Source organism: Psychrobacter sp. UBA3962 (assembly GCF_002385225.1).
Classification (GTDB): domain Bacteria; phylum Pseudomonadota; class Gammaproteobacteria; order Pseudomonadales; family Moraxellaceae; genus Psychrobacter.
Genome location: NZ_DGDC01000020.1, coordinates 1 through 24,019, shown reverse-complemented (window position 1 = coordinate 24,019; position 24,019 = coordinate 1). Strand labels below are relative to the sequence as shown.

Sequence of the window (24,019 nt, the reverse complement as noted above, 5' to 3'; positions counted from 1 at the left end):
TAATAAATTATTTTCAACTGTTCCCAATAGTTGAGGTGATAACTTTAAATTTACGCTAAACTATGATGTCTCTAGCTTTTCTACACCTTCCTCTGTGTTTTATTATAAAATAGAACTTTTTATCACTTAAAACTTAGCGCATTACTTTGTTTTGTGGTTAGAACTATAAGATAACGCTCAATTACTTTATAATTTGCTTTATAATTGTAGTTATATGCGTGTTATATGTGCTTTTTATGCATAGCAAGAAATCACTATCCTGACCTCTCTTGAATTTAATCGGCTATAGCAGTCAACCTAGGTTACTGTTTTGATTGATTTTTAAGGCAGAGACTGTAATTTCTACTGTGCCTAATATTTCCGTTTCTAATTAATAGAGTCACTATGTCTCAATCGTCTGCTAACTCTCGTCTTATCCATTATATTGTTTCCATATTGTTGGCCATCCTTGCCTTGGCTCTCATATTGGTATTGGCACTGCCTATTGGATTTTATGGGATGGCCATGTATATCTCGCCAAACCTACCCGATATTTCAGATATCAAGACCTCAAATCTGGAAATGCCTTTGCAAATTTATAGCAAAGACGACAAGTTAATTGGTCAATACGGTAACCGTATGTCATTGCCAGTGACCTATGATGAGATTCCCCAAGATTTTATTAATGCTTTTTTAGCGGCTGAAGACTCCTCATTCTATGAGCACAGCGGCATTAGTATTAAAGGTTTGGGTCGGGCGGTAACCGAAATTATTACTGAGGATGAAGGGCAAACCGGTGGCTCAACCATTACCATGCAAGTGGCAAAGAACTATTTCTTAAGTCCTGAGCGCACTTTCAGCCGTAAGCTAACTGAACTATATTTGGCCCGTAACATTGAAGAAGAATTAACCAAGCAAGAAATCCTAACCTTATATGTCAATAAGATTTATATGGGAGAAGGCGCTTATGGTATCCGGGCCGCTGCCAAGAAATATTTTAGTAAGTCCTTAGAAAACCTAACCATCGCTGAAATGGCCACACTGGCTGGCCTGCCTAAAGCTCCTTCACAAAATAACCCTGTCTCTAATCCTGACGTCGCGCTAGAACGTCGTAATTGGATTTTAGGGCGTATGTTAGAGTTGGGTCATATTACTAAAGCGGAGCATGACAAAGCGATTCAGCAGCCACTTGGCGTCCATCTATATAAAGAAAAGCTCGATGTGAATATGCCTTATTTGGCTGAAATGACCCGTCGTACTTTAGTGGATCGCTATGGAGAAGAAGTGGTCAACGCCGGTTGGCGCGTTAAGCTGACCGTAGATAGTGTAGACCAAAGAGCAGCAGACACAGCCATCAAAAAAGGTTTGATCGGCTATGACCGTCGCCACGGTTGGCGAGGTGCTGAGGCCAATGGTGAGCCTTTGGCTAATTTCAAAACTTATTCCAACATGGTTCCAGCCAAAGTTACTGAGGTGAGTGGTCGTAGCTTCAAAGCTGAGTTACAAAACGGTGAAGTGGTTACCATTCCTTGGTCAGGCATGAGCTGGGCCAAAGAATATCTAGATGCCAACCGTATTAGAAGATATCCCAACAGCGCCTCAGATATCGTCAAAAAGGATGATATCGTGCGTTTAATAGCCAATGAAAATAACACCTCTTGGCGCTTAACTCAGGTTCCTGATGTGCAAGGGAGCTTGATAGCCTTAGATCCTGAAACCGGAGCCATTGAAGCTCTAGTGGGTGGGTTTGACTATCAGCACAGTAAATTTAACCGGGCCACACAAGGCTGGCGTCAGCCTGGTTCAACCATTAAGCCACTTAACTATGCTGCAGCATTAGAAAAAGGCTATCGCCCTGACAGCATGATTTCTGATGGTCCCTTACGTATTGGCGATTGGAGTCCTAAAAACTCTGACGGTCGCTTCTATGGCGACATGACTATAAGACGGGGACTTATTTTATCGCGTAACTTGGTTTCTATTCGTTTACTGCAAGCGGTAGGTACTGAAGAAGCGCGTCAGTTATTAGATCAGTTTGGTCTTGATAAGGATAAGCTGCCTACTACCCTATCTTTGGCATTGGGCGCTGGACAAGCCACCCCTTTACAAATGGCGACTGCTTACGCCGCTTTTGCTAACGGTGGCCACCGCGTACAGCCTTACTTTATTGATCAAGTTTACGATTATGAAAACAACCTATTATATTTAGCCAATCCTCAACGTGCCTGTGCTTTGTGCTACAACAATGAGCTTAAAGAGCTAAATGAAAAACAGCTTGAAGATTTTGAGAAACAAGCTGAGGCCAATGCTGAGCAGCGCGAAAAAGCAGTTAAAGCCTTGCAAGAAGATCCAGAGCTAATCACAGCCAGTGAAACGTCAGAGTCAGAAGAACCTGAAGTGGTTGCCCAAGATTCTGACTCAGAAGAAGCCAAGCCGGATCCTAAAAAATCGTTGCAGACTGCTATTGAATCTATACGCTACGATGCAGGTCCTGAATCAGATCGCTTGAAACCTGTACCGTTGACTTATCAAGCAGCAGACCAAGCGCCTCGTATCTTAAAGCCCGCTGTGGCTTATGAGATGGCAGGTATGCTTCGTGCCGTCATTCAAAGCGGGACAGCAACCCGAGCCAAAGCCTTAGGTCGCTCTGATATTGGCGGTAAAACAGGGACAACTAACGAGATGAAGGATGCCTGGTTCGCAGGATTCCATCCCACTCAAGTATCAGTAGTATGGTTAGGTTTTGACCAGCCTTCAACCTTAGGTAGAGGGGAATATGGCGGTGTGGCTGCCTTGCCTATTTGGGTAGAATATATGCGCAGCGCCCTAAAATCTGTCCCTTATCAATGGGTCAGCGTTAACAACGTGGCAAAATCTGAAATTAAGAAGCAAGAAGTGGTTAACTTATCAGATGATGATAAACAAGGCGAAAAAGACTACAGCAGTCAAATTACCAACCAGAAAGTAATCGGCAATGCAGGCATGACGCCGCCTAGAGCCGCTTTGACTGAAAGAAAGCCACCAGAGCCTGTTGAGCCCCCACCTTCTACTGAACCAAAATCAGAAAAACCGGTAGAGAAGAAGCCAGCACCAGCTAGGAAGCCCGAGAAAGTAGAGCAGAAAGCTCCTGAGAAGAAGGAAACTGCTAAAGCAGAGTAAAACTCCTCACATCGGCTCTAGTGAGGGATTAGGTAACTGCAAGCTACCCTTGCTATTTATACAGTATGCCACCACCAATAAGATTACCCTACCCAAAAGCGCTATGAAAGATAGCGCTTTTATTTTTGCAGTTTATTAAGCAGCAAAGCACAGTTTTTGACTGCCTTTGCTATTTTAACCCGTCAAAGTGATCATAAAATTATCTACTATTTTATGTATTGCTTTGACCTCATCAGCACTAGGTTTGCGACCTAGCCAGCAGGAGAAAACATGACAACTCAAAATCCAATAAGTGCAGAAGCTACTTCACAGCAACAGGATATTGTAGTAACTGCCCTTTATAAATTTACCCGCTTTAATGATTATGAAGATTACCGTGAGCCATTGCGCCAGTTGATGTTAGATCAAGAGGTACGTGGCACGCTATTACTGGCCTCTGAAGGTATTAATGGCACCATATCTGGTAGCCGTGAAGGGATTGATGCCGTACTAGACTATATTCAACAGATACCAGCCATCGGCCAGCTAGAATACAAAGAGTCTTTTACCGATACCCAGCCTTTTTTCCGTACCAAAGTTAAGCTAAAAAAAGAAATCGTTACCATGGGTGTAGAAGGTATTGACCCTTTACAATCCGTTGGCCGTTACGTGAAGCCTAGCGAGTGGAATGACTTAATTAGCGATCCAGAGGTACTGTTAATCGACACCCGTAATGATTATGAAGTTCAAATCGGTACCTTCAAAAATGCGGTAAACCCAAAAACAGAAACCTTCCGTGAGTTTCCAGAATACGTAAAAAATGAGCTGGACCCCACTAAGCATAAAAAAGTGGCAATGTTCTGTACTGGGGGTATTCGCTGTGAGAAATCGACCGCGTATTTGCGTGAGCAGGGCTTCGATGAGGTCTATCATTTAGAAGGCGGTATTTTAAAGTACTTAGAAGAAGTGCCTGCTGAGCAATCTATGTGGGAAGGCGACTGCTTCGTTTTTGACAATCGCGTGGCCGTGAATCATAGCCTTGAAAAAAGTGATTATGACCAATGCTACGCTTGCCGTATGCCGATTACCGAAGAAGATAAGCAGCATCCTGCCTATGTAAAAGGCGAGTCTTGCCCTCATTGTATCGATAAAGCCACTGAAGAGCAGCGAGCTAGATTCCGTGAGCGTCAACGTCAAATCCAGTTGGCCAAAGAGCGTGGTGAAGCCCACATTGGCGCTGAAGTAAATGACGTTATTGAAACTCGCAAACAGCAGAAGCTACAAGCAAAGCTTGAGCAGCAGCAACAAGACTAGTCTCTTCTAAGTGAGTAAATTTTAATCGAGTAAATACTGTTATAGCAAAAGGCCCAACACTTAAAGTGTTGGGCCTTTTCTTTTAATATGCTTGTGGTCTTTATTTAACTTAAGCAAGTAGCCAATGGCTTAAGTCCTACTCCTCAACCCACTCGCCATTACGCCAGTAAATACCCCAACGCGTCGCCTTGCCCGTCTTCAAGCTTTCCGAGCCAATATACTGCTCCTTTTGCTTACGCGACCAACGTAGAATCGTTGGGTTGCCCTCTGGGTCTTCATCTGGACCTTTGAACAAGTACTGGAACTTGTCTTCCATTTGATCTTGGATACTACGCAGCTCAGCCAATTTCGGGGGTCTGGTCTCCCGTACTTTCGGGAACTTAGACGCTGCTAGGAACAAGCCCGCCGCGCCCTCACGTAAGATGAAGTGGTCATCATGCTTGGTCGATCTTAACTGTGGCATGTCGATTGGGTCCATACGCGGTGGCGCAGGCTCGCCATTTTTCAACACTTTACGCGTGTTGTCACATTTGTTACAGGCAAAGTAAGGACCAAAGCGACCGGTCTTTAGCTCCATTTGACCATCACATTTATTACAATCAATGGTCGGTGCATCAGACCCTGGTACTTCAAACTTACCTTCTTCTAGCAGATAGCCGTCACAATCTGGGTTATTCCCGCAAATATGTAGTTTTAAGCCACCATCGACAATATAGCCATCCATTGCGGTGCTACATTTAGGACAGCGTTTTTTCTCCATCAACTCTTTGACTTCAGCAGTCTCATCAATCTCACTGTCGTCTAAGTTAGCAAAGGCCTCAACAGGCATTAAGTTTTTGGTGCCTTTACAGCGTTCTTTAGGGGGCAAGTTATAACCAGTACAGCCTAAGAACACCCCAGTTGAACCATTACGCAGCTGCATCGGTCGATCACATAGGTCACAGTGCACATCAGGCACATCTGTTGGATCATTAGGACGCATACCGTCTTTTTCTTTGGCATGTTCAAGTTTGTTTTTGAAATCACCATAGAAATCGTCAAGAACCGCTTTCCAATCTTGGTCCCCTTGCGCCACGTGGTCTAGCTCATCTTCAAGACCTGCAGTAAAGGTGTAGTCCATCAGCTCTGGGAAACTTTCAGTCAGACGGTCGGTGACAATATCACCCATTTTCTCAGCATATAGGCGCTTGTTCTCTAATCTGACGTAACCCCGGTCTTGAATGGTCGAGATAATTGAAGCATAGGTAGAGGGACGGCCAATGCCCTTTTTCTCAAGCTCTTTAACCAAGCTGGCTTCTGTGTAACGTGCTGGCGGCTTGGTGAAATGCTGACTGGGGTCCAGCTTGATCAGATTCAGCTCATCACCCTGTTTAACATCAGGTAGTAAGGTATCATCTGTTTTCGCGGGTGGCATAACCTTGGTATAGCCATCAAAAGTCATGGTACGACCACGGGCTTTTAGCTCCACGTTACCCGCTTCAACCAATAAATTAACTGACTTATATTTGGCCGGTAACATCTGACAAGCCACAAACTGACGCCAGATCAACTCATAAAGACGAATGGCATCACGCTCAACGCCTTTCAACTGAGTCGATTTTAGATTGGCATTGGTCGGACGAATCGCTTCGTGAGCCTCTTGGGCATTCTGCTTGCTGCCATAAAAGTTGGGCTTCTCTGGCAAATACTTTTTGCCATAGCTGTCTTCGATAAAGCCGCGAACTCCCGCTAAGGCATCAGCTGATAAGAAGGTAGAGTCGGTACGCATATAAGTAATGTGACCAGCTTCATACAGGCGCTGTGCTAACATCATGGTTTTCTTGACTGGAAAGCCCAGGCGAGTACTGGCTGCTTGCTGCAAGGTCGAGGTAATAAATGGCGCACCTGGTTTGGACTGAGTGGGTTTTTCTTCACGCTCTTTAACCACATATTTGGCGGGTTTAAGAACCTCAAGTACCGCGTCAGTTTGCTGTTTATTCTCAAGCTTAAGCGTCTTGCCATTTTGTTTAACCGCTTCTAGACGAATAGGTGTGTCTTCGGCCACATTGGCATTGTCACTACCTTTCATAGTGGTGTCGGCATGAATTTGCCAATATTCTTCTGGAATAAAGGCACGAATCTCACGCTCACGCTCTACCACAAGACGAGTCGCTACCGACTGTACTCGTCCTGCAGATAGACCACGGGCAATTTTTTGCCACAATAAAGGAGACACCATAAAGCCCACCACACGGTCTAAAAAGCGGCGAGCTTGCTGAGCATTAACTCGGTCAATATCTAGCTTACCTGGCTCTTTAAACGCGTTTTGGATGGCAGATTTGGTAATCTCGTTAAACACCACTCTTTGGTATTTGCTGTCATCACCGCCAATCACTTCACGTAAGTGCCAAGCAATGGCTTCCCCTTCTCTATCTAAATCCGTCGCCAGATAAATCTTATCTGCATCTTTGGCCAGGGCTTTTAATTCTTTAATAACTTTGGTTTTGCTAGGCAAGACTTCATACACTGCTTTCCAGCCATGCTCTGGGTCGATGCCCATTCTGCGTACCAAGGCTTGCTGTGCTTTTTCTTCTTTGGTTAAGTCTTCATCCGCTTTGGTGGCTTTTTTCTTGGCACCGCTGCTGGTTGGCAAATCACGCACATGACCAATACTTGAGCGGACAATAAAGTCGTCACCCAAGTATTTATTGATGGTTTTCGCTTTTGCAGGAGACTCCACAATAACCAGTGACTTACCTTTGGCACTGGCTGAAGAGGTCGATGCTGTTTTTTTACCGGTGGTTTTAGCCATTGATATCACAATCCTAAGTAATCTTTTTTATAAATTATATTTGTTATGTATGGGTTATAAGCAAGGCAGCGACTATTAAATAAGGCTGAATGCCAAAAGTTGCTTTGACGTTACACTGCTAACGGTTGCGCTGTCAACCGAGTTTTTCAAGAGCAGCAGGCTACTATTGTACAAATTAAGACAATTTTGAGCCTTTTAACCGTCTTTACTGACCAGCTTTTGTGCCCAACTCTGCATGGTCGACTTTAAAGCGGATAGCTCAGGCTCAATTTGTTGTATCTTAAAATTTGGATTGGTAGCGGGTTGCACATAACTGCCGTCCTGCCAAAACACTACCAGACTATTGGCTTTAAGATAGACCCCCTTAACCAAGGGCGCCATACTAGGAGGTAGATTTAGGGGTTCGCCTTGCAAACGCTGAGCGATCCGCTGTTTAGAGGTCGAATGTGACTCATCTATAGAGGAGGATTGAGAATTTACATCTGAACCTTGAGCTTGAGCATTCTCAAACTTCAACACCCCATCAACCACTTGATAGTGGGTTTCAGGAAATTTCATATCATCCATGATAAGAGAGTACTGTCCGATCATCCCTTTTCCAAACTCATTATTGCGGCCGCGAACCCAATCGGGACAGGCAACAACTTTAGGGTTTAACTCCAACCTTCTCGCAGTCATACGCAGTTTATCTAAACGCATATCAACAACACTGGGCTTTAGTGCCATAATTGTGCCCAATACAAACATACCAATAGCGATGGCTATCCAGGTACCCATAGTTTCCCCGTAATTTTGACTCGCTGTCAGTCATAACAGCAATCAACAGTTATAGAATAAATAGGGCGCTAGTTTAGTAGGTTTTTATGGTTATTCATACCATGTTGAGCCATCACCTGCTTTTTTTAATGCATTTTCCTGATCATTGCTGCTGTTTGCCAACTTCTCTAAAGTAGCAGGTATCGTACTGTCTGCCAATACCTCTTCGTATTTACTCGCCACTTTTGGCATCAAAGCATCCATTACGGGCTGCCACTGGGCTTGCACATCACGATAGCGCTTCTGATTAAAATCAAAAATACTCAGGCCTTGTTCCGCTAACTGTGGGTATAAACTTCTTTCACTGAGCCAAGCCAAGGGGGGCTGACCTATTTCAGCAAAGAACCCCTGTAAAGTTTGGTTGGTGCTACTCTGAGGACGGACGCGATTGGCTAATAAATGAATATCCACCTTGCCTTTACGAATACGCTTGATGTCTTGAATAGACTTTAAAAACTGCTTGGTACTGTCAGCATCGAAGATAGAAGGCAACACTGGAATTAAAATGGCTTTGGCCTCACTAATTAAAGACTCAGCATGATCAGCGGTTAACGAGCCCGGCGCATCAATAATTAACCAATCTTTTTTACCTAACTTTTTGGCCGCTTTTTTGGGAAGTTCACCAATCTCTTCTTCATCTCGCCAATCTACAGCATAAATTTTTGCGGCGGTGTCTGGGCGCTGTTTTAACCAACGCAAGCTAGATTTCTGGGGATCAGCATCTGCTAACGCTACGGTTTGGCCTTGATTGGCTAAAGCGGCGGCCAAAGTGATTGCCACTGAGGTTTTACCACACCCTCCTTTTTGATTTGCCACTAATACTGTCTTCATAGTTATGCCCATTATTATTTAAAAATTAGGTTATCCTTCCTATACTACTTATATATACGTGATTTAACGTAAATTCAATATTTAACTATTAACTTTGTTGCTTAAATGAGTCACCATACATAATAACAGAAGAAAAGTATTCTATAAGCACCTAACCCAAGGTATTTATTAATATTTTTAAAAAGCTATCTAATAGTTTTTAATCTATAGAAGCGCTTTAGGAAGTGTTTATTTCTTACCTTGTTACTTCCTACCTTGGCATTTTTACTCAGGAGCAACCCACATGAATATAATGCGAATAACTTTAGCCGGTGGTGTGTTAAGCACTGCCCTCGCCCTGCTGTCCGGATGTGCCACTACTCAAGCCCTGTCTCCTGAGCAATGTCAAGCTGGTAACTGGTCGGAGATTGGCTATGCCGATGGCATTGTAGGCCGTTCAGGAGCGCATTTTGCAAAACATATAGAGAGCTGCACGCCCGTGCCAGGGAGTGCCCCCAATCGCGTGTTATGGGAAGAGGGGCGACAACAAGGCCTGAAACAATTCTGTACCGAATTAAATGCCTATAAGCTGGGTCGTGAGGGCTACGCTTGGCAACCGGTGTGCCCATTACAGGACATTGAAAAACTAGAAGAGGCTTATAATCAAGGCCGTTATTACTATCTACGCCAACGAGATATGGAGTATCTAAGTACTCCCTACCCTTGGGGATATGGCCGTTATGGTTACGGTCCTTATGGCTGGCACAGTCCTTTATGGCGTCCTCCAGTTTGGTAGCACTGAAGATTGGTAGTATTGAAGATTAAAACTAAAAAGACCTTTCGGCTCATGCCAAAAGGTCTTTTTTTAGTAATGGATTTGCTTAATTCAGTGAGCTTTATGAGTGTAATTATCGGCGGTATCAGTCAGCGCTATCTAAGTTAAGCTTTCTATCCACTCGGTACACTGAAAACGTACCCAACCCCATTAATATCGTCATGGTTGCTCCCAGTTTGAATACCGGATTGACTGGAAATAGATTCAGTAAAAGTCCACCAAAAATACCCACACAGAACATCAGTGAGCCTTGTAAGGCACTGGCCATACCAGCACGATGCTTCTGAAAGGCTAAGGCAATCGCTGAAGCATTAGGCTGAGTTAACCCTAAACCTGAAATACAAAAGAAGATACAGATCAGCACCAAGGGCAACCAAGCTTCTGAGCCATAAACCACACCTAAAAATAGCAAACAACTCGCGGCTATCGTCTGTAGTGTGGCCCCAAAACGCAGCAGTGAAATAAGACGAAAGCGGTTGGTCAAAAACTGATTTACTTGGGTTAATAAAATAAATCCAGCGGCATTTATTCCAAATATAAGGCTAAATTGACTTTCTGTCAGCCCATAACCATCCATCAGTAACTCTGGCGCAGCATTGATATAGACGAACATGGAACCCATCAACAGTCCAGCGCCCACAGCAGGATAGCCAAAAGATGGATCTTTCAACAAATCTAGATATTGAGCCAATATGGTATTTAAGGGGCGAATGCTGCGGTTTTCTTCCGTTAAAGTCTCTTTAAAAAAGAACTTGGTCAGCAGTAGGTTTAACACCCCAAAAGCGGCTAAAAACCAAAAAATAGCATGCCAGTCAAAAAACCTTAAAAAAGCAGCGCCCAAGGACGGAGCTAAAATAGGCGCCAATCCCATGACCAGCACCATAATTGAGAAGGCTTTTGCCATTTGACGCGGTGGCATAGTATCCCGAATGGCAGCCCGGGTAACCACGGCACCAACACAAGCTCCCAAGGCTTGCAGCGTACGGGCAGCAAACAACACATATTGACTGTCTGTGGTGGCACATATTAGTGAGGCGATAACATATAACGTCATACCAAAGTAAAGGGGCTTTACTCGGCCAACACGGTCACTTAATGGCCCGTAAATAAGCTGACCGAAAACTAACCCCACAAAATACGCCGGCACCGAGTTTGAAATCTGAGCGGTACTCACCCCAAAATCTTTGGCCATTGTTGGCAAGGCTGGTAGATACATATCTATCGATAACGGACCAATAGCCACAATGAGCCCTAGCATCATAATCCAAGCGACCGGCATGGGCTGCTTATCAACAGGAGTCGTTTGTTTGTTTGACATAAAATATATAGAGACCCAATAAGATTAAAAGCCAGTCTCCCCGAAAAGAAACTGGCTGTTTTAAATCAGGTTAGAGTAACTAACCATGGTTATTCATTAAAAAAGAGGAGTTAATAAGCTAAGCGTACTCTTATATAAGGGTTAGTCAATCAAAATTACGCAAGCTTACTCAACTATAAAACAATAAGGTTAGTGGTGGTTTTTTAGTGGCTACTAACAATAAAAATCCACACACTATACTGGCTAGCTAAACTGACGCTTTAAAAACTGAACGCCACTGTCCTTGGCTTTTTTAATCGCCAGCTTACGGTTTTTACCGCCGCCCATAAGCTTAAGTTGCCACATCTTCTCTTGATACAAAGCACCAAAGCTTTGTTTGGTCATATGGTTTATGACTCGCTTACTGGCCAATACCGCATCTGGCGAACGGCTGGCAATCTCTTCAGCCAAGGCTTGGGCTTTCTCATAAGGACTATCATCTACATGGCTGACTAAATGTAACTGCTCGGCTTCTTTTGCTGATATCAAGCGGGCGGTCATGGTCAGCTCTTTTAGGGTATCTACCGGCAAAACGTGGAAAGCAGATTGAGTCAATCCCATGTCAGGCACTAAGCCCCACTTGGCCTCCATAATGGCAAACTGACAGTCCGGTGTGGTAATACGAAAGTCACACGCCAAGGCCAATTGCATGCCCGCCCCAATGCAGTAACCATGCGTGGTAATAATGACCGGCATGGGGACTTCACGCCATATCAAACACACTCTTTGGAAGATACTTTGGGTAGGTTTTAGCAGCTCATACAATCCCATAATGGCGTTTTTTGGATTATTTAAATCGCCTAAGTCAATGCCCGCACAGAAAGTATCGCCCTCTCCATTAATAATAACAGCCCTTATGGCTCGGTCTTTTTTTAGAGCTTTGGCGACATTGATCAGCTCTGCCATCATTTGCAGACTCATCGCATTTTTTTTATCTGGACGATTTAAGGTCACAGTCAAAATATCATTGGTCTCACTTAACGTAATTGTGTGGTAAATCTTAGTTAGTAGGGAGGACATAGCTTTTCTCTTTTGGCTTAATTAGTGAGGTGGGTTCCGTTAACTGGCAATAAATTTAGATCATTTTCCAAGTCATGTCATTTTCACTTAAATTTTTCTCATCACTGTCTTGCATTTGTTTGGTTATATAAGCATCTAAATCTAAGGCTTGCAACACTTTTAAGCTAGAAACCAGCGCTGTATAGTATTCCTCTAACATATTGAACTGTGCTGGCGTAGTATGCTGCACGTTTAGCAAACACTTGTCCTCTAGATCTTGGCTGGCTTGACGGATTTGGGGCACACCAGAGTAGCGACTTGCGCCCAGTATCCGATGAGCGATTTGTGCCAATTGCTCTCTGTCTCTATTGTCCCAAGCCTTTTGTAAATCTACTAGCTCATCTTTTACAGAATCCTGCATCATCAGCAGTAATTGCTTGGCCAAGTCAGCCTTGTTCGCCGATCGCATCAAAGCATCTCGCCAATCTACTACTGGCATCTCGCCACTGTCTGTCCTAGAAGCCGCCGCATCCTCTTGCTTTTGTTTCAACGCACCATCAGATTGCGCCGATTTACTTTGTTTTAAGGCACTTGAGACCGGCTCTCCGCCTCGCCCTAGCCAGCGCTGTAGAATTTGTAGCAGCTGCGGGCGACTGATAGGTTTGCCCACATAATCATCGATACCAGCGGCTATCAGCTTGTCTTTGCCGTCCGCTAAACCATGCGCTGTTAACGCAATAATGGGCAAGCGTTTGGTATAGTTTGAATGCTCTTTTTGAGCCTCTTCCTCTAATTGACGTATTTTTTTAGCGGCTTCATCGCCAGACATTCTAGGCATTTGAACATCCATAAATACCAAATCAATTTTAGTATTTTTACTGTCTTTTTCTGAGTTAGAGTTGGCTTCACCTTCTATCTGGGACAGCTCTGAATAATGGTAGGTATCATACATAATCTGCTTACTGATTATGTCTACTGCATCATAGCCACTATTGGCGGTAATAACCTTAATTCCTAACTCACTAAGTAACGCGTCAAGCACCAACAAGTTTGGTAGATGATCATCCACCGCCAGTATCGTTATTCCCTGCCAAGTTGGCGGAGCGACCATAGTTGAGACATTGGTGGTCCGTGTGTCTAGCATACTATATAGCTGACGCTTATCTAGAGGCTGATAAAGTCCGGTCGCCTTATAACGCTCCAATAAGGTCGCATCTAAAGCCACTTGATAACCATAAATGGCTAACTTTCCTTGGTAGTGCAACCTAATTTGCTTTAACAGGGCAGCCCTATCTTCCCTGGCCTCACTATCTCCCCCATCGATAACCACCCAATTCCAACGATTACCGCCTTCTTTTAGCTTCTCTAAAGCCCCTGCCAACGAGCGGGCTATGGTCACCTTCATATTCAATGGACGAGTAGCCGCCATAAATACTTGGATACTTGGGGCATGGTTTATCCATACCAACATCTCAAAAGGCTTATCTTCGACTGTCGATGACTGGGCAAAAGGACGCAGTACAGGTAGCCTTATTTGGTCTTCATCTTCCATATCCTCATGAGTCGCTCCAAACTCGATATCATCGGGCAGGTCTACTTCTATATGAGCTGGAATTGTGAACCAAAAAGTGGCTCCGGTACGAACTGGCCCCGTATTGGCATTGGTATGCAAGGTGGAGTCCGCCAATAACCCCTGACCATTTATATTGACCTTATCATTATCATAAAAACCAATACTGCCGCCCATTAGTTTGGTCAACTGCTTAGAAATGACCAATCCTAAACCGGTACCGCCATACTGCCTAGTAATCGAAGGATCGCCTTGGCTGAAACTTTGAAATAGTTGACTCTTAGCACTATCGGACAATCCTTGGCCTGAGTCTTGAATGGCAATGTGAATCATGCTGCCACTGTGCGGATTACTGTCTCTTGAAATTTGACCCTTTCCAGCACTTTTAGCAGTGTCTGAGTCTCTCTCAATCACCGTGGCCTCTTCAATCTCATCAATGCCCACTCGGACCACAACTTCACCCACATCGGTAAATTTAATGGCGTTACCTACCAAGTTGGTCAGTACTTGCTTAACTCTCAAGGCATCACCAATGATGGTGCTGGGCACATCGTTATAGTACATAACCGCCATCCGCAGCCCTTTTTCAGCAGCCAACGGCGACAACATATCCATCACGTCATAAATGGCTGAGTACAAACTAAATTCATGCTTATCTAGCACCAGTTTACCGGCTTCAATTTTTGAGAAGTCTAAAACATCATTGACTAGAGCCAATAAGTGGGCAGAAGATTTACGGATGGTCTGCACATATAAGTCTTGCTCGGCAGTTAGATTCCCATGCCGCGCCAGAAGGTTAATAAAGCCATCAATACTATTTAAAGGGGTGCGTAACTCATGGCTAATATTGGCTAAGAAGGCAGACTTGGCTTGGCTACTAGAGATGGCCTGGTCACGGGCTTCTCGAATAAAGATGTTTTGCATCTCCATTTCATCAAAAGCATCGCGTAGATCGTCTTCGGTCTGGTCAGAGTGATCCTTTAGCTCCTGAAAGTCTCCATATAGCCGTCTAAAAGTCTTGAGCAAATCCTGTTGTAATAAATTTAATTCACCCGTGGATTCGATGTTTACCGGCAAATACATGTTTTCTGGAGTGATTTGCTGTAAATGCAGTCGTAAGTCATAAATAGGCGCAATCCAGCTCTTAGCATAAGTATTCAGGCTTAGTAGCAGCATAAGCAAGGTAAATAGACCGGTAATCCCCAATCCCAACCAAACCTTTAGCTGAGCTATGGTCAACGGCTCATTGTCCATATCAACGAACAACCAATACTTTGTGCCCTCATAGCTTCCCAGTAGGTAACCGTAGGCTGTCCCAATCTCGGTGGGAATACCTGACACAAACTCTTGTTGATCAACAGCCGTTGTATCAACTAATTTTTGTGGACTAACCTTAATCCAAGTCTCAATATTTTGGTCCCCGGAAGAAGCCAAAGCCTTACCATTTTCATCAACAATAGCCACCCGCTGGATGTGCTGATTATTATTCATTGACGATAAGATATAGCTAATTCGCTTTTGTATATCATCTAAAGACTTAAGGTTTCTTTCTAGCTCCTCACTGCCAATGCTACCGTCAACACCTTGAAGTTCTTCAGGCAATGACATATTGGCCACTTGAGAGCTTGAATCTTGGGTAACTTCATCGTTGCCACTGATTGTCGAGGCAGATTCGCTTTGCTCCAAACTTTCGGGTAAGGCCTCGCTGGGTAAGCTGTCTTGAGCCTCATTTTGGTTGTTTAGGATCACAGGCAGTAGCTGCTTTACCATGGGCTCATAGCGTATTAATGCTGCTGTGGCCAAAGTGCGCTGCTCAGACTTAATGGCTTTACTCGATTCTCTTTCTACCAAATAAGCCCCTACGGCTGCCAATATAACAATGGGCAAAAACACCAGTAAGATGAGCTGTGCATACGCACTACTAAAATCAATTATTTTTTTTCGCATGAGAAATAGACTTTATTTAAAGGCATTAAGGCCACAATAGATTAGAGCCAAATAAAAGCAAATAAACGCTCAGCTATATATAAGCCGAAGCCACAATAAGTGTAACAGGTTTTAACGTATTGCAGATAACCTGATAGGGCTCAAAATGGTATAATCTTTTACATTTATACTTCTTATAATACTATTGATAACTTGTACTGAGGCTCTTTATGTCAAATTCGACTCAAACCCCTGTGAACTTCTTCGATCAAGTCACAACCTTGTCAAACTGCGTAGGCAACACCCCTTTGGTATCTCTACAGCGTTTACCTCAGCTTGAAGGCGTTGACACTCAGGTACAAGTTTTGGCTAAGTTAGAAGGCAACAACCCAGCCAGCTCAGTTAAGGATCGTCCAGCCTTTAACATGATTCATCAAGCCGAAAAGCGAGGCCAAATCAAACCAGGTGATACGCTAATTGAGGCCACCAGTGGCAATACTGGCATTGCCTTGGCTATGGTCGCGGCCATGCGCGGCTACAATATGATTCTGTTAATGCCCACCAACTCTACCCAAGAGCGCAAAGATGCTATGGCCGCTTATGGAGCCACTTTAATTGAAGTAGATGAAGGTATTGAGGCGGCTCGTGATCAGGCTTTACAGCTACAAGCTGAAGGCAAAGGCATTGTGCTAAATCAGTTCGCCAATCCTGATAACAGTGCCGCCCATTACGAGACAACAGGTCCTGAGTTATGGCGTCAGACTGGCGGTCGTATCACTCACTTCATCAGCTCCATGGGTACAACAGGAACCATCTCTGGGACTGGTAAATACTTAAAAGAGCAAAACCCCGACATACAAGTTATTGGTCTGCAGCCTGATGATGAGTCCTCTATTGCTGGTATTCGCCGCTGGCCTGAAGAGTACAAACCAGAGATTTATGATCCAGCTGTTATTGACCGTACTATGGACATTAGCCAATATACGGCAGAGGTTTATATGCGTAAATTGGCCCGTACTGAAGGTATTTTAGCAGGCGTCTCTTCAGGAGCCGCCGCTTGGGCCGCTATTCAAGTGGCCAAAGAGATCAAAGATACACAGCCAGACGCGGTCATCGCCTTTATCGTTTGCGATCGTGGTGATAGATATCTATCTACCGGCTTATTCACTGCTGAATAATCGCTTTGCAACGATATAAAAAATAAGAAAGTTAATAGCACTAGCAGCGAGCTTGCCGTTGCCATTTACTTTCGATACTGAGTTATTAATCCTAAAAACACAGCAGATACGCTATGACTGATTTTTCAAAACAACCTGTCTTGGTATTCGACATTGAAACCATCGGCGATATTGACGGCGCGCGTCGGGTTTATCCTCAGTTGGTTAACCTTAATGATGAGGATGCGCTGACCGCTTTAACCAGTCTACGTATTCAAGAGTCTGGGGATGACTTTATGCGTCTCCCGCTACATAAGATTGTGTGTATCTCTGTGTTTTATTTGAAAGACGGTCAGCTCTCCCTATTTTCTCTAACGGCTGAAACGCTTAGTGAAAAAGAAATTATATCTACCTTCTTCCGTGCTTTTAAAGACCTTAATACTTTACCGCAATTGGTCAGTTGGAACGGGTCAGGATTTGACATCCCAGTATTGATTTACCGAGCAATGTTATACGATCTAAGCGTTCCTTTACTGTTTGAAGAAGGCAACCGCATTACTGCCATGCGCTATGATAATTACGTTAATCGCTTTCATACTCGGCATTTGGATTTAATGGATCGATTCAGTCAGTATGGCAGCAGTCGCCGTGAAGCCATGACCATCGTGGCTAATTTATATGGTTTGCCTGGTAAGCGTGAGCTTGATGGCAGTCAAGTTGGCAATATGGTGGCACAGCAGCAGTGGCACGAGCTTGCCATTTACTGCGAGTCAGATGTCCTCAATACTTGGCTAATCTACCTACGTTGGATGCGTTTGACAGGCAGCCTCTCTTCAGCTGACTTTGACACTTGGCAAGATCAAACTCGCGACTTTTTGCAAAACAAACTTGAAGAGGATAACAGTATTCGGCATCAGGACTTTTTAGCGTATTGGCCGGTCTCTCATTAATCACTTTCAAGAGGCATAGCTAAAACACTCCTCCCTGTACCACTTCTATTTCACTGATTTAATCCCAAATTCCGATACCTTAATAGATTTACTCCGTCTTTTAATCAGTTTTAAAGCAGTTATTGCTAACGCTTCAGTCTCGGCCAAGGGCTTTATGTGTTAAAATCTCACTCATATTTACTCTTAATTTCTGGCACATTTAACAAACAGGCAGGTTTATGCAGCCCACCGATAATACAAACAACACCCCTTCTCCAACTGACAGTCACACTGACAATGCTTCTTTAGCGGCAGCCCCAAGCAAGAAGCTTTCTAAGCCCAGCTCAAGAGTGCGCCGCCGCTTAAAAGACGCTGCGCCGCTCCCTTTTAAAATTGATGGCTTATCTCATGATGGTCGAGGTGTGGCTATTTATGGCAATGAGTTTGGTGTTGACCAAGGTCATATTGAAGAAAAACATGGCAAAAAAGTATTTGTCAGCTTTGCCTTGCCTAACGAATCCGTTACTGTACGCCTAACCAATAGCCGTAAAAGCTTCGAAGAAGGAGATGCGGTTGAGCTGATTGAAAATGCTCACCCAGAACGTCAAACCCCTCCTTGTCCACACTTTGGGGTATGTGGTGGTTGTAGCCTACAACATTGGCAGCCTGATGGTCAGATAGCCTTTAAACAAACTGTGCTGGCAGAACTGTTACAACACCAAGCCGACGTTCAACCTGACAATTGGCTAGAGCCTGTGGTGGCAGACCGTTTAGGCTATCGCACCAAAGCGCGTATGGGGGTTCGTTATGTGGCCAAAAAGGATACGGCTTTAGTAGGCTTTCGTGAGCGTAACAGTAACTTCCTGGCTGAGTTAAATGAGTGTCATATTCTAGATGAGCGTATTGGCTTTGAGCTTGAGAACTTAAAGACTTTGATCAGCTCACTTGAAGCACGCTCACATATTGCTCAAATTGAGCTAGCAATGGGCGAAGCGATATCAGAACTGGCAGATGGCGACCAGCCTGTGGCCCTTATTTTGCGTCACCTTGAACCACTATCTGAATCTGATATCGAGAAGCTAAAAACCTTCTTTAAAGCCCGTAACTGGCAGCTTTACTTGCAATCAAAAGGCCCAGACAGTATCGAGCGTATTGCCTTACATGACACCGATGACTTAACGCAGCAGTTTGGTCGTTTGTATTATCAACTGCCTGAATTTAACTTAACTTATGAGTTTATTCCCACCGACTTTACTCAAGTAAACTTATCGGTCAACCGCAAGATGACCAAATTGGCCTGTGACCTCCTAGACTTAAAGCCTGGTGAGCGTGTACTGGATTTATTTAGTGGTCTGGGGAATTTCAGCTTACCTTTAGCCCGCTTAGTTGGGGGTGAAGACGGCACTCAAGGTCTGGCCATTGGGGTGGAAGGCTCAGACGCCATGACAGCCCGCGCTGCAGATAATGCCAAGCGTAACGGCATCAGCAATACTGAATTTTATAATCAAGATTTGACCCAAGACTTTAGTGAGCAGCCGTGGGCGCAGCAAGGCTTTGATGCCATTTTAATTGACCCGCCTCGCTCAGGAGCCTGGGAGGTGATGCAGTATCTACCTCGCTTTAATGCCTCACGCATTGTCTATGTCTCTTGTAACCCTGCCACGCTGGCTCGTGACACTAAAGCTTTGATTGAACAAGGCTACCGTCTAACAGATGCTGGCGTTATGGATATGTTCTGTCACACCGGTCACGTTGAGTCCATTGCCCGCTTTGAAAAAGTGGAGTCGGATTAATTCAAAACGGATTAACTGTAAACTATAGCGAGCCTATTGACCCTTACATTCTCTAAGCCTTAGGTCTTCATATGAAATATAAGGGTTAAGTCAGCTCACTATGGTATAAAAGGATTTTGATTACTTACTATACAATACTTATAAAATATAATTGATAGGACCAAGGTTTACTTTGGTTCACAACTGTTCACAGAGCGGAACTTGAAATATTTTTAATAGATAAGATAATAATAAACCATAGTTAAGTAATAACATACAGCATAATATAAGACCCGGTTTAAGCTGTTAACTTAAACCTGTCTAACTTATGTTAAGGGAGGAATACTTGGTAAAAGTTCGCGAAGGGTTACCCCTTATTGATGGTCAAACAACAACTGAAGACAGTGCCTCCCTAGCTGCGCAAATGATTGCTCAGCAGCAACATGGTTATTATAAACCGGGCGCTGGTGACTCCTTTAATTTGCTGAATGAAGATTTAAAGAAACAACTGGCCATCTCCAAGCTCACCACTGCTATGGACCGCTCTATTGAAGCGGATTTCCTGCCTCTTAATGATGCCGCATTGGTTGAGCGGGTGAAACTTGATACCTTAACCTACTCTCACAATACTGTCTCTACTTCCGATTCTGATAATAAATCCAGCCCTACCGATGAGCCAGACAAAGATAAGGTCTTAGCGGAAAATACCATTATTGACTTACCCGCTTGGCTAAAAGCGGTTTCTAATCGGGTGAATATTCCTGAGCTACCAGATTTAGCAAAAGCCTGTGAAATGGTGGGTAGAAAGTCTAGCTTAGAGACTGAGGACAATCGTTCTAGTGCCTATATGACTGGCATTGGTATGACCGATATTCTTACTTATCTATACCAAGATGAAGATGCGTTAACAGCTGCTATGCTGTATCGTGCGGCGCGTACCAATCTGATTTCTAATGAGCGTATCGAAGAAGCCTTCGGCAGTGAAGTGGCTAAACTGGTTAAAGATGCCTTAGCTCTGGGTCAGTTATCTGAAACCATCGAGAGCAACAAACGATTAGAAGACCATTTCGCTAATAATCAGCGCGAGCAGCTGTCAAATATTTACAGCATGCTGATCTCTATGACCAATGACGTACGTGTGGTGCTGATCAAGCTGGCGGAGCGTACCTTCGCCATGCGCGAGCTCTCTTACGCCAGTGAAGAGCGTAGGCAGCGTGTGGCCCGTGAAGTCATGACTATTTATGCCCCTTTAGCGCACCGTTTGGGTATTGCTCAGATTAAATGGGAATTAGAAGATCTGGCATTTCGCTATCTGGCCCCTGATCGCTATAAAGAAATTGCCAAACTGTTGTCCGAAAAGCGTAGTGAGCGAGAAGAATATATCGAGCGGGTACAAGCCCAACTCGAAGCAGCGTTGGCAGACGCCGGCATTAAAGGGGAAGTCTCTGGGCGGGTTAAGCACATCTACTCTATCTACCGCAAGATGAAGCTAAAGGGCTTATCATTTGATCAGCTATATGACATTCGAGCTCTGCGGGTATTGGTCGATACCCAAGCTGAGTGTTATCACACTTTAGGTCTTGTCCATGGTATGTGGCGTCATATTCCAGAACAATTTGACGACTATATCACCAACCCTAAAGCCAATGGCTATCGCTCATTACATACTGCAGTTATTGCTGAAAATAAATCTTTAGAAATTCAGATTCGTACCCATCAGATGCACTTTGAAGCTGAGCTGGGTATGTGTGCTCACGTTAATTACAAAGAAGGTGGTAAAAACAAGCAGGACACTTACCTTAATCAGAAAATTAACTCTTTACGCCAGTTATTATTGGCAGGCAGTGATAGCACCAATAAAAACTTATCACCCGAAGGCATCATTGATGAGTTTGATTTAGAAGAAGACGAAGAACAACTGGTAGACTTTGGCGAATTAGAGCACATCTACGTGTTTAGCCGTGATGGAGACATTACCGAGCTGCCTAAAGGTGCCACTGTTTTAGACTTTGCTTACTATGTGCATACTCAAGTAGGCAACCGGGCTCAAGCAGCGCGCGTAAACCAACGTTATGTCCCCCTCACCTATCAATTAAAAACTGGGGAACAGGTTGAAATTATCACCAAATCATCGCGGGAACCCAACCGGGATTGGTTGGTGCCTTCCTTGGGCTACATTCAAACTTCACGTGCCCGCTCAAAACTACGTCAATGGTTTAATAAGCAAGACCGAGATAAAAACTTAGAGATCGGTAAACAGATGCTAGCAAAAGAGTTGGGCCGCTTATCGGTCCATCCTAATAGCATTAATTTAAAAGACTACGTTAAACATTTTAATGTGAACTCTGCCGACGATATCTTAGTAGGTTTAGTCACCGGTGAAATCGGCCTTCATCAGCTGACAGGGCATATCTCTCGAGAGCTTGATCTAGTCACTGATAAGGAAGAGCAAGAATATACCCCAAGCGTGCATCCCAAAGTCACAGGGAAACTCGACGCTTATAAGATTAATATTGATGGCCTAGATAATATAGAAACTCGGTTTGCCAATTGCTGTCAGCCAGTCTACGGTGAGCCTATCGCAGGTTTTATTACTCAAAGTAGTGGGGTCTCGATTCATAATCGAGGCTGTGCAGAGTACAACCGCTTAATTGAACGGGAACCTGAACGTGAAATTTCGGCCTCTTGGGTCTCACAGCAGACCAGTTATCAGCCTGTTGAAATCATTATTGAGGCTTATGACAGAAGAGGCTTACTTCGCGACCTAACCCAAGTTATCGATAAAGAAGATGTTAACATTCGCGGCGTAGATACCAATAGTGACGATGATAATGTGGCCCACCTTAAGTTTCGCCTCGAGGTGACCGGTTTATCACAGTTATCAAAATTGCTGGCTAAGCTTGAACAGCAACCGGGTATCTTACATGCAAGAAGAGCTGTCTAATTATGCCTGAGTTACCTGAAGTCGAAACCACTAAGACCAGTTTAAAGCCGCTACTTAATAAAAAAATAGCGACTGTTGAGGTCTTTCAGCCCAAGCTACGTTGGCAGGTCCCCGAGGATATTGATAGCCTGCAAGGCTATGTGTTAGATAATATTCAGCGCCGAGCGAAGTATTTAATTTTGCATTTTAAAAGAAATATGCAATCTGGCATAACTGAAGCCACTATCACGCAGCCACCAACTAAGGCCTTAATCATTCATTTGGGCATGTCAGGTAGTTTGCAGCAATTCCCTACGGGCACAGACAAGCGTAAGCATGACCATCTGATTATGCAGTACGACAGTGATCATGCCTCAGAAACCTCCATTCAGCTACACTACCATGACCCCCGCCGTTTTGGGGCTATTTTGTGGTTAGACGATTATGAACAAAAGCTGTTGGCTCACTTGGGAGCAGAGCCGTTAGATGCAGAGTTCTCAGGAGACTATTTATACGATAAAATCCATCGTATCTCTGAAAACAAAGCTCGCAATAAACTCAATAAACCACCCTTAAAGCCAATCAGCCGCCCGATTAAAGCGGTAATAATGGATCAAGTGGTTGTGGTAGGAGTGGGCAATATTTATGCTACTGAAAGTCTGTTTATGTCAGGTATTCATCCCAGTACGCCTGCCCATAAGCTAACTAGATCCCAGTTATCTGAGCTTGCGGATCATATTCGAGCAATCCTTAAAAGAGCCATCACCCAAGGGGGTTCGACTTTAAAAGACTTTACTGTGGCCAGCGGCATAACGGGTTATTTCCAGCAGACCTTATTGGTATATGGCAAACACAAAATGCCCTGCCCTACCTGCGACACTCCTATTGAGAAGGTAACCATCACTGGTCGCGCCAGTACTTTCTGTCCGAATTGTCAGCCTCAACCTAACTCGTAACGCATAATAATGAATAGAGAATAAGCATAAAATTTAGCAAATAAAAAAGAGACTACCTTAGATAGTCTCTTTTTTTATTTTCTTTTAGCTAATACAGTTACTATATTGCGATTTACGGCTTTAAGTAGTTGCTGTATTAATAGTTACTATATTAAGAGTTACTTGCTTAGCTTTTGGCTAATTTCACGAAGCAATAAAACTTCTTCTGATGGGGTCTCTTCAACCACTTCTTCCACATCGCTGTTACGACGCATTTTGTTCATACCTTTCACCATCATGAAGATAATAAAGGCTAAGATTAAGAAGTTGATAAGTACAGTAATGAAGCTACCGTAAGCCAGTAAAGGAACACCTGCTTCTTTTAAGGCATCATAAGTCATGGCAACACCTTCTGGAGCATCGCCTAATAAAATGAACATGTTCTTAAAGTTAATCTCACCGCCAGCGATGAAAGCAACGATTGGCATGATCACATCTTCAACTAAAGAGTTAGTGATACCTGAGAATGCACCACCAATGATCACACCCACTGCTAAATCCATAACATTACCCTTTAGGGCAAACTCTTTAAACTCTGACATCATACTCATAATTAATCCTCCAAAAGATTAACAAAAAAAAGCACAAGCGACCTGAGTAAGCAAGTAAGTCATTGCTTAACGCACTTGTACAAAAAAGGGATAAAATTAGACAATAGAAGCTCATCAAGAAAGATGAGTTGTTTTGCTTAGGGCGTGTCCTCAATTT

At 43.9% G+C, this 24,019-nt stretch carries 14 protein-coding genes and 1 pseudogene; 8 read left to right on the top strand and 7 right to left on the bottom strand.

What is annotated here, in order from left to right; all coding sequences use genetic code 11:
* The first annotated feature begins 384 nt into the window (after nt 1–384).
* Nucleotides 385–3,138 carry a penicillin-binding protein 1A gene (locus B3S92_RS04845; protein WP_296203303.1) on the top strand — a complete coding sequence of 918 codons (2,754 nt, stop codon included), beginning with the start codon at nt 385–387 and terminating at the stop codon, nt 3,136–3,138.
* Between the two features lie 270 nt (nt 3,139–3,408).
* Complete coding sequence (locus tag B3S92_RS04840) at nt 3,409–4,431, top strand: rhodanese-related sulfurtransferase (protein ID WP_296203301.1); 1,023 nt, start codon at nt 3,409–3,411, stop codon at nt 4,429–4,431.
* A 136-nt stretch (nt 4,432–4,567) separates the two neighbouring features.
* Here the strand turns inward: B3S92_RS04840 and topA are convergent, their stop codons facing one another.
* From topA to B3S92_RS04825, 3 genes and pseudogenes are all read right to left on the bottom strand, one after another.
* Complete coding sequence (gene topA / locus B3S92_RS04835; protein ID WP_296203300.1) at nt 4,568–7,222, bottom strand: type I DNA topoisomerase; 2,655 nt, start codon at nt 7,220–7,222, stop codon at nt 4,568–4,570.
* Nucleotides 7,223–7,417: 195 nt separating this feature from the next.
* Nucleotides 7,418–7,999 (bottom strand): hypothetical protein, encoded by a 582-nt coding sequence (locus B3S92_RS04830; RefSeq protein WP_296203297.1) that lies wholly within the window; start codon nt 7,997–7,999, stop codon nt 7,418–7,420.
* 228 nt (nt 8,000–8,227) lie between these two features.
* A pseudogene (locus B3S92_RS04825) lies at nt 8,228–8,869 on the bottom strand (AAA family ATPase); the annotation flags it as partial.
* A gap of 283 nt (nt 8,870–9,152) precedes the next feature.
* Between B3S92_RS04825 and B3S92_RS04820 the strand changes: the two are divergent.
* Complete coding sequence (locus B3S92_RS04820; RefSeq protein ID WP_296203295.1) at nt 9,153–9,644, top strand: DUF2799 domain-containing protein; 492 nt, start codon at nt 9,153–9,155, stop codon at nt 9,642–9,644.
* Between the two features lie 124 nt (nt 9,645–9,768).
* Here the strand turns inward: B3S92_RS04820 and B3S92_RS04815 are convergent, their stop codons facing one another.
* The 3 genes from B3S92_RS04815 to B3S92_RS04805 all read right to left on the bottom strand — a co-directional run bounded on the left by B3S92_RS04815 (nt 9,769) and on the right by B3S92_RS04805 (nt 15,556).
* Nucleotides 9,769–11,001 carry a multidrug effflux MFS transporter gene (locus B3S92_RS04815; RefSeq protein ID WP_296203294.1) on the bottom strand — a complete coding sequence of 411 codons (1,233 nt, stop codon included), beginning with the start codon at nt 10,999–11,001 and terminating at the stop codon, nt 9,769–9,771.
* 243 nt (nt 11,002–11,244) lie between these two features.
* Nucleotides 11,245–12,060, bottom strand: coding sequence for a crotonase/enoyl-CoA hydratase family protein (locus tag B3S92_RS04810; RefSeq protein WP_296203293.1), 816 nt, complete (start codon nt 12,058–12,060; stop codon nt 11,245–11,247).
* A gap of 55 nt (nt 12,061–12,115) precedes the next feature.
* Entirely contained in the window at nt 12,116–15,556 is a 3,441-nt protein-coding gene (locus B3S92_RS04805) for a histidine kinase dimerization/phospho-acceptor domain-containing protein (RefSeq protein ID WP_296203292.1), read from the bottom strand.
* 209 nt (nt 15,557–15,765) lie between these two features.
* On the opposite strand from B3S92_RS04805, the gene cysM reads away from it, so the two are divergent.
* From cysM to mutM, 5 genes are all read left to right on the top strand, one after another.
* Nucleotides 15,766–16,713, top strand: a complete 948-nt coding sequence (gene cysM, locus B3S92_RS04800; protein WP_296203290.1) for a cysteine synthase CysM — start codon at nt 15,766–15,768, stop codon at nt 16,711–16,713.
* A 113-nt stretch (nt 16,714–16,826) separates the two neighbouring features.
* Nucleotides 16,827–17,642: a 3'-5' exonuclease gene (locus tag B3S92_RS04795; protein ID WP_296203288.1), complete on the top strand. Its 816-nt coding sequence runs from the start codon at nt 16,827–16,829 to the stop codon at nt 17,640–17,642.
* A 218-nt stretch (nt 17,643–17,860) separates the two neighbouring features.
* Nucleotides 17,861–19,414 (top strand): 23S rRNA (uracil(1939)-C(5))-methyltransferase RlmD, encoded by a 1,554-nt coding sequence (rlmD, locus tag B3S92_RS04790; RefSeq protein ID WP_296203285.1) that lies wholly within the window; start codon nt 17,861–17,863, stop codon nt 19,412–19,414.
* 307 nt (nt 19,415–19,721) lie between these two features.
* Nucleotides 19,722–22,337, top strand: a complete 2,616-nt coding sequence (locus B3S92_RS04785) for a RelA/SpoT family protein (RefSeq protein ID WP_414706993.1) — start codon at nt 19,722–19,724, stop codon at nt 22,335–22,337.
* 2 nt (nt 22,338–22,339) lie between these two features.
* A complete protein-coding gene (gene mutM / locus B3S92_RS04780; protein ID WP_296203279.1) occupies nt 22,340–23,272 on the top strand; it encodes a bifunctional DNA-formamidopyrimidine glycosylase/DNA-(apurinic or apyrimidinic site) lyase in 933 nt (310 codons plus the stop codon).
* Nucleotides 23,273–23,430: 158 nt separating this feature from the next.
* Here the strand turns inward: mutM and mscL are convergent, their stop codons facing one another.
* Entirely contained in the window at nt 23,431–23,862 is a 432-nt protein-coding gene (gene mscL, locus B3S92_RS04775; RefSeq protein WP_296203276.1) for a large conductance mechanosensitive channel protein MscL, read from the bottom strand.
* Nucleotides 23,863–24,019 lie beyond the last annotated feature (157 nt).

Excerpts from the sequence above, each read along its gene's own strand:
- B3S92_RS04785 (WP_414706993.1), top strand. The coding sequence starts at position 19,722 with ATGTTAAGGGAGGAATACTTGGTAAAAGTTCGCGAAGGGTTACCCCTT.
- B3S92_RS04815 (WP_296203294.1), bottom strand. The coding sequence starts at position 11,001 with ATGTCAAACAAACAAACGACTCCTGTTGATAAGCAGCCCATGCCGGTC.
- B3S92_RS04810 (WP_296203293.1), bottom strand. The coding sequence starts at position 12,060 with ATGTCCTCCCTACTAACTAAGATTTACCACACAATTACGTTAAGTGAG.
- B3S92_RS04795 (WP_296203288.1), top strand. The coding sequence starts at position 16,827 with ATGACTGATTTTTCAAAACAACCTGTCTTGGTATTCGACATTGAAACC.
- B3S92_RS04845 (WP_296203303.1), top strand. The coding sequence starts at position 385 with ATGTCTCAATCGTCTGCTAACTCTCGTCTTATCCATTATATTGTTTCC.
- cysM (WP_296203290.1), top strand. The coding sequence starts at position 15,766 with ATGTCAAATTCGACTCAAACCCCTGTGAACTTCTTCGATCAAGTCACA.
- B3S92_RS04805 (WP_296203292.1), bottom strand. The coding sequence starts at position 15,556 with ATGCGAAAAAAAATAATTGATTTTAGTAGTGCGTATGCACAGCTCATC.
- mscL (WP_296203276.1), bottom strand. The coding sequence starts at position 23,862 with ATGAGTATGATGTCAGAGTTTAAAGAGTTTGCCCTAAAGGGTAATGTT.
- mutM (WP_296203279.1), top strand. The coding sequence starts at position 22,340 with ATGCCTGAGTTACCTGAAGTCGAAACCACTAAGACCAGTTTAAAGCCG.
- topA (WP_296203300.1), bottom strand. The coding sequence starts at position 7,222 with ATGGCTAAAACCACCGGTAAAAAAACAGCATCGACCTCTTCAGCCAGT.
- B3S92_RS04820 (WP_296203295.1), top strand. The coding sequence starts at position 9,153 with ATGAATATAATGCGAATAACTTTAGCCGGTGGTGTGTTAAGCACTGCC.
- rlmD (WP_296203285.1), top strand. The coding sequence starts at position 17,861 with ATGCAGCCCACCGATAATACAAACAACACCCCTTCTCCAACTGACAGT.
- B3S92_RS04840 (WP_296203301.1), top strand. The coding sequence starts at position 3,409 with ATGACAACTCAAAATCCAATAAGTGCAGAAGCTACTTCACAGCAACAG.
- B3S92_RS04830 (WP_296203297.1), bottom strand. The coding sequence starts at position 7,999 with ATGGGTACCTGGATAGCCATCGCTATTGGTATGTTTGTATTGGGCACA.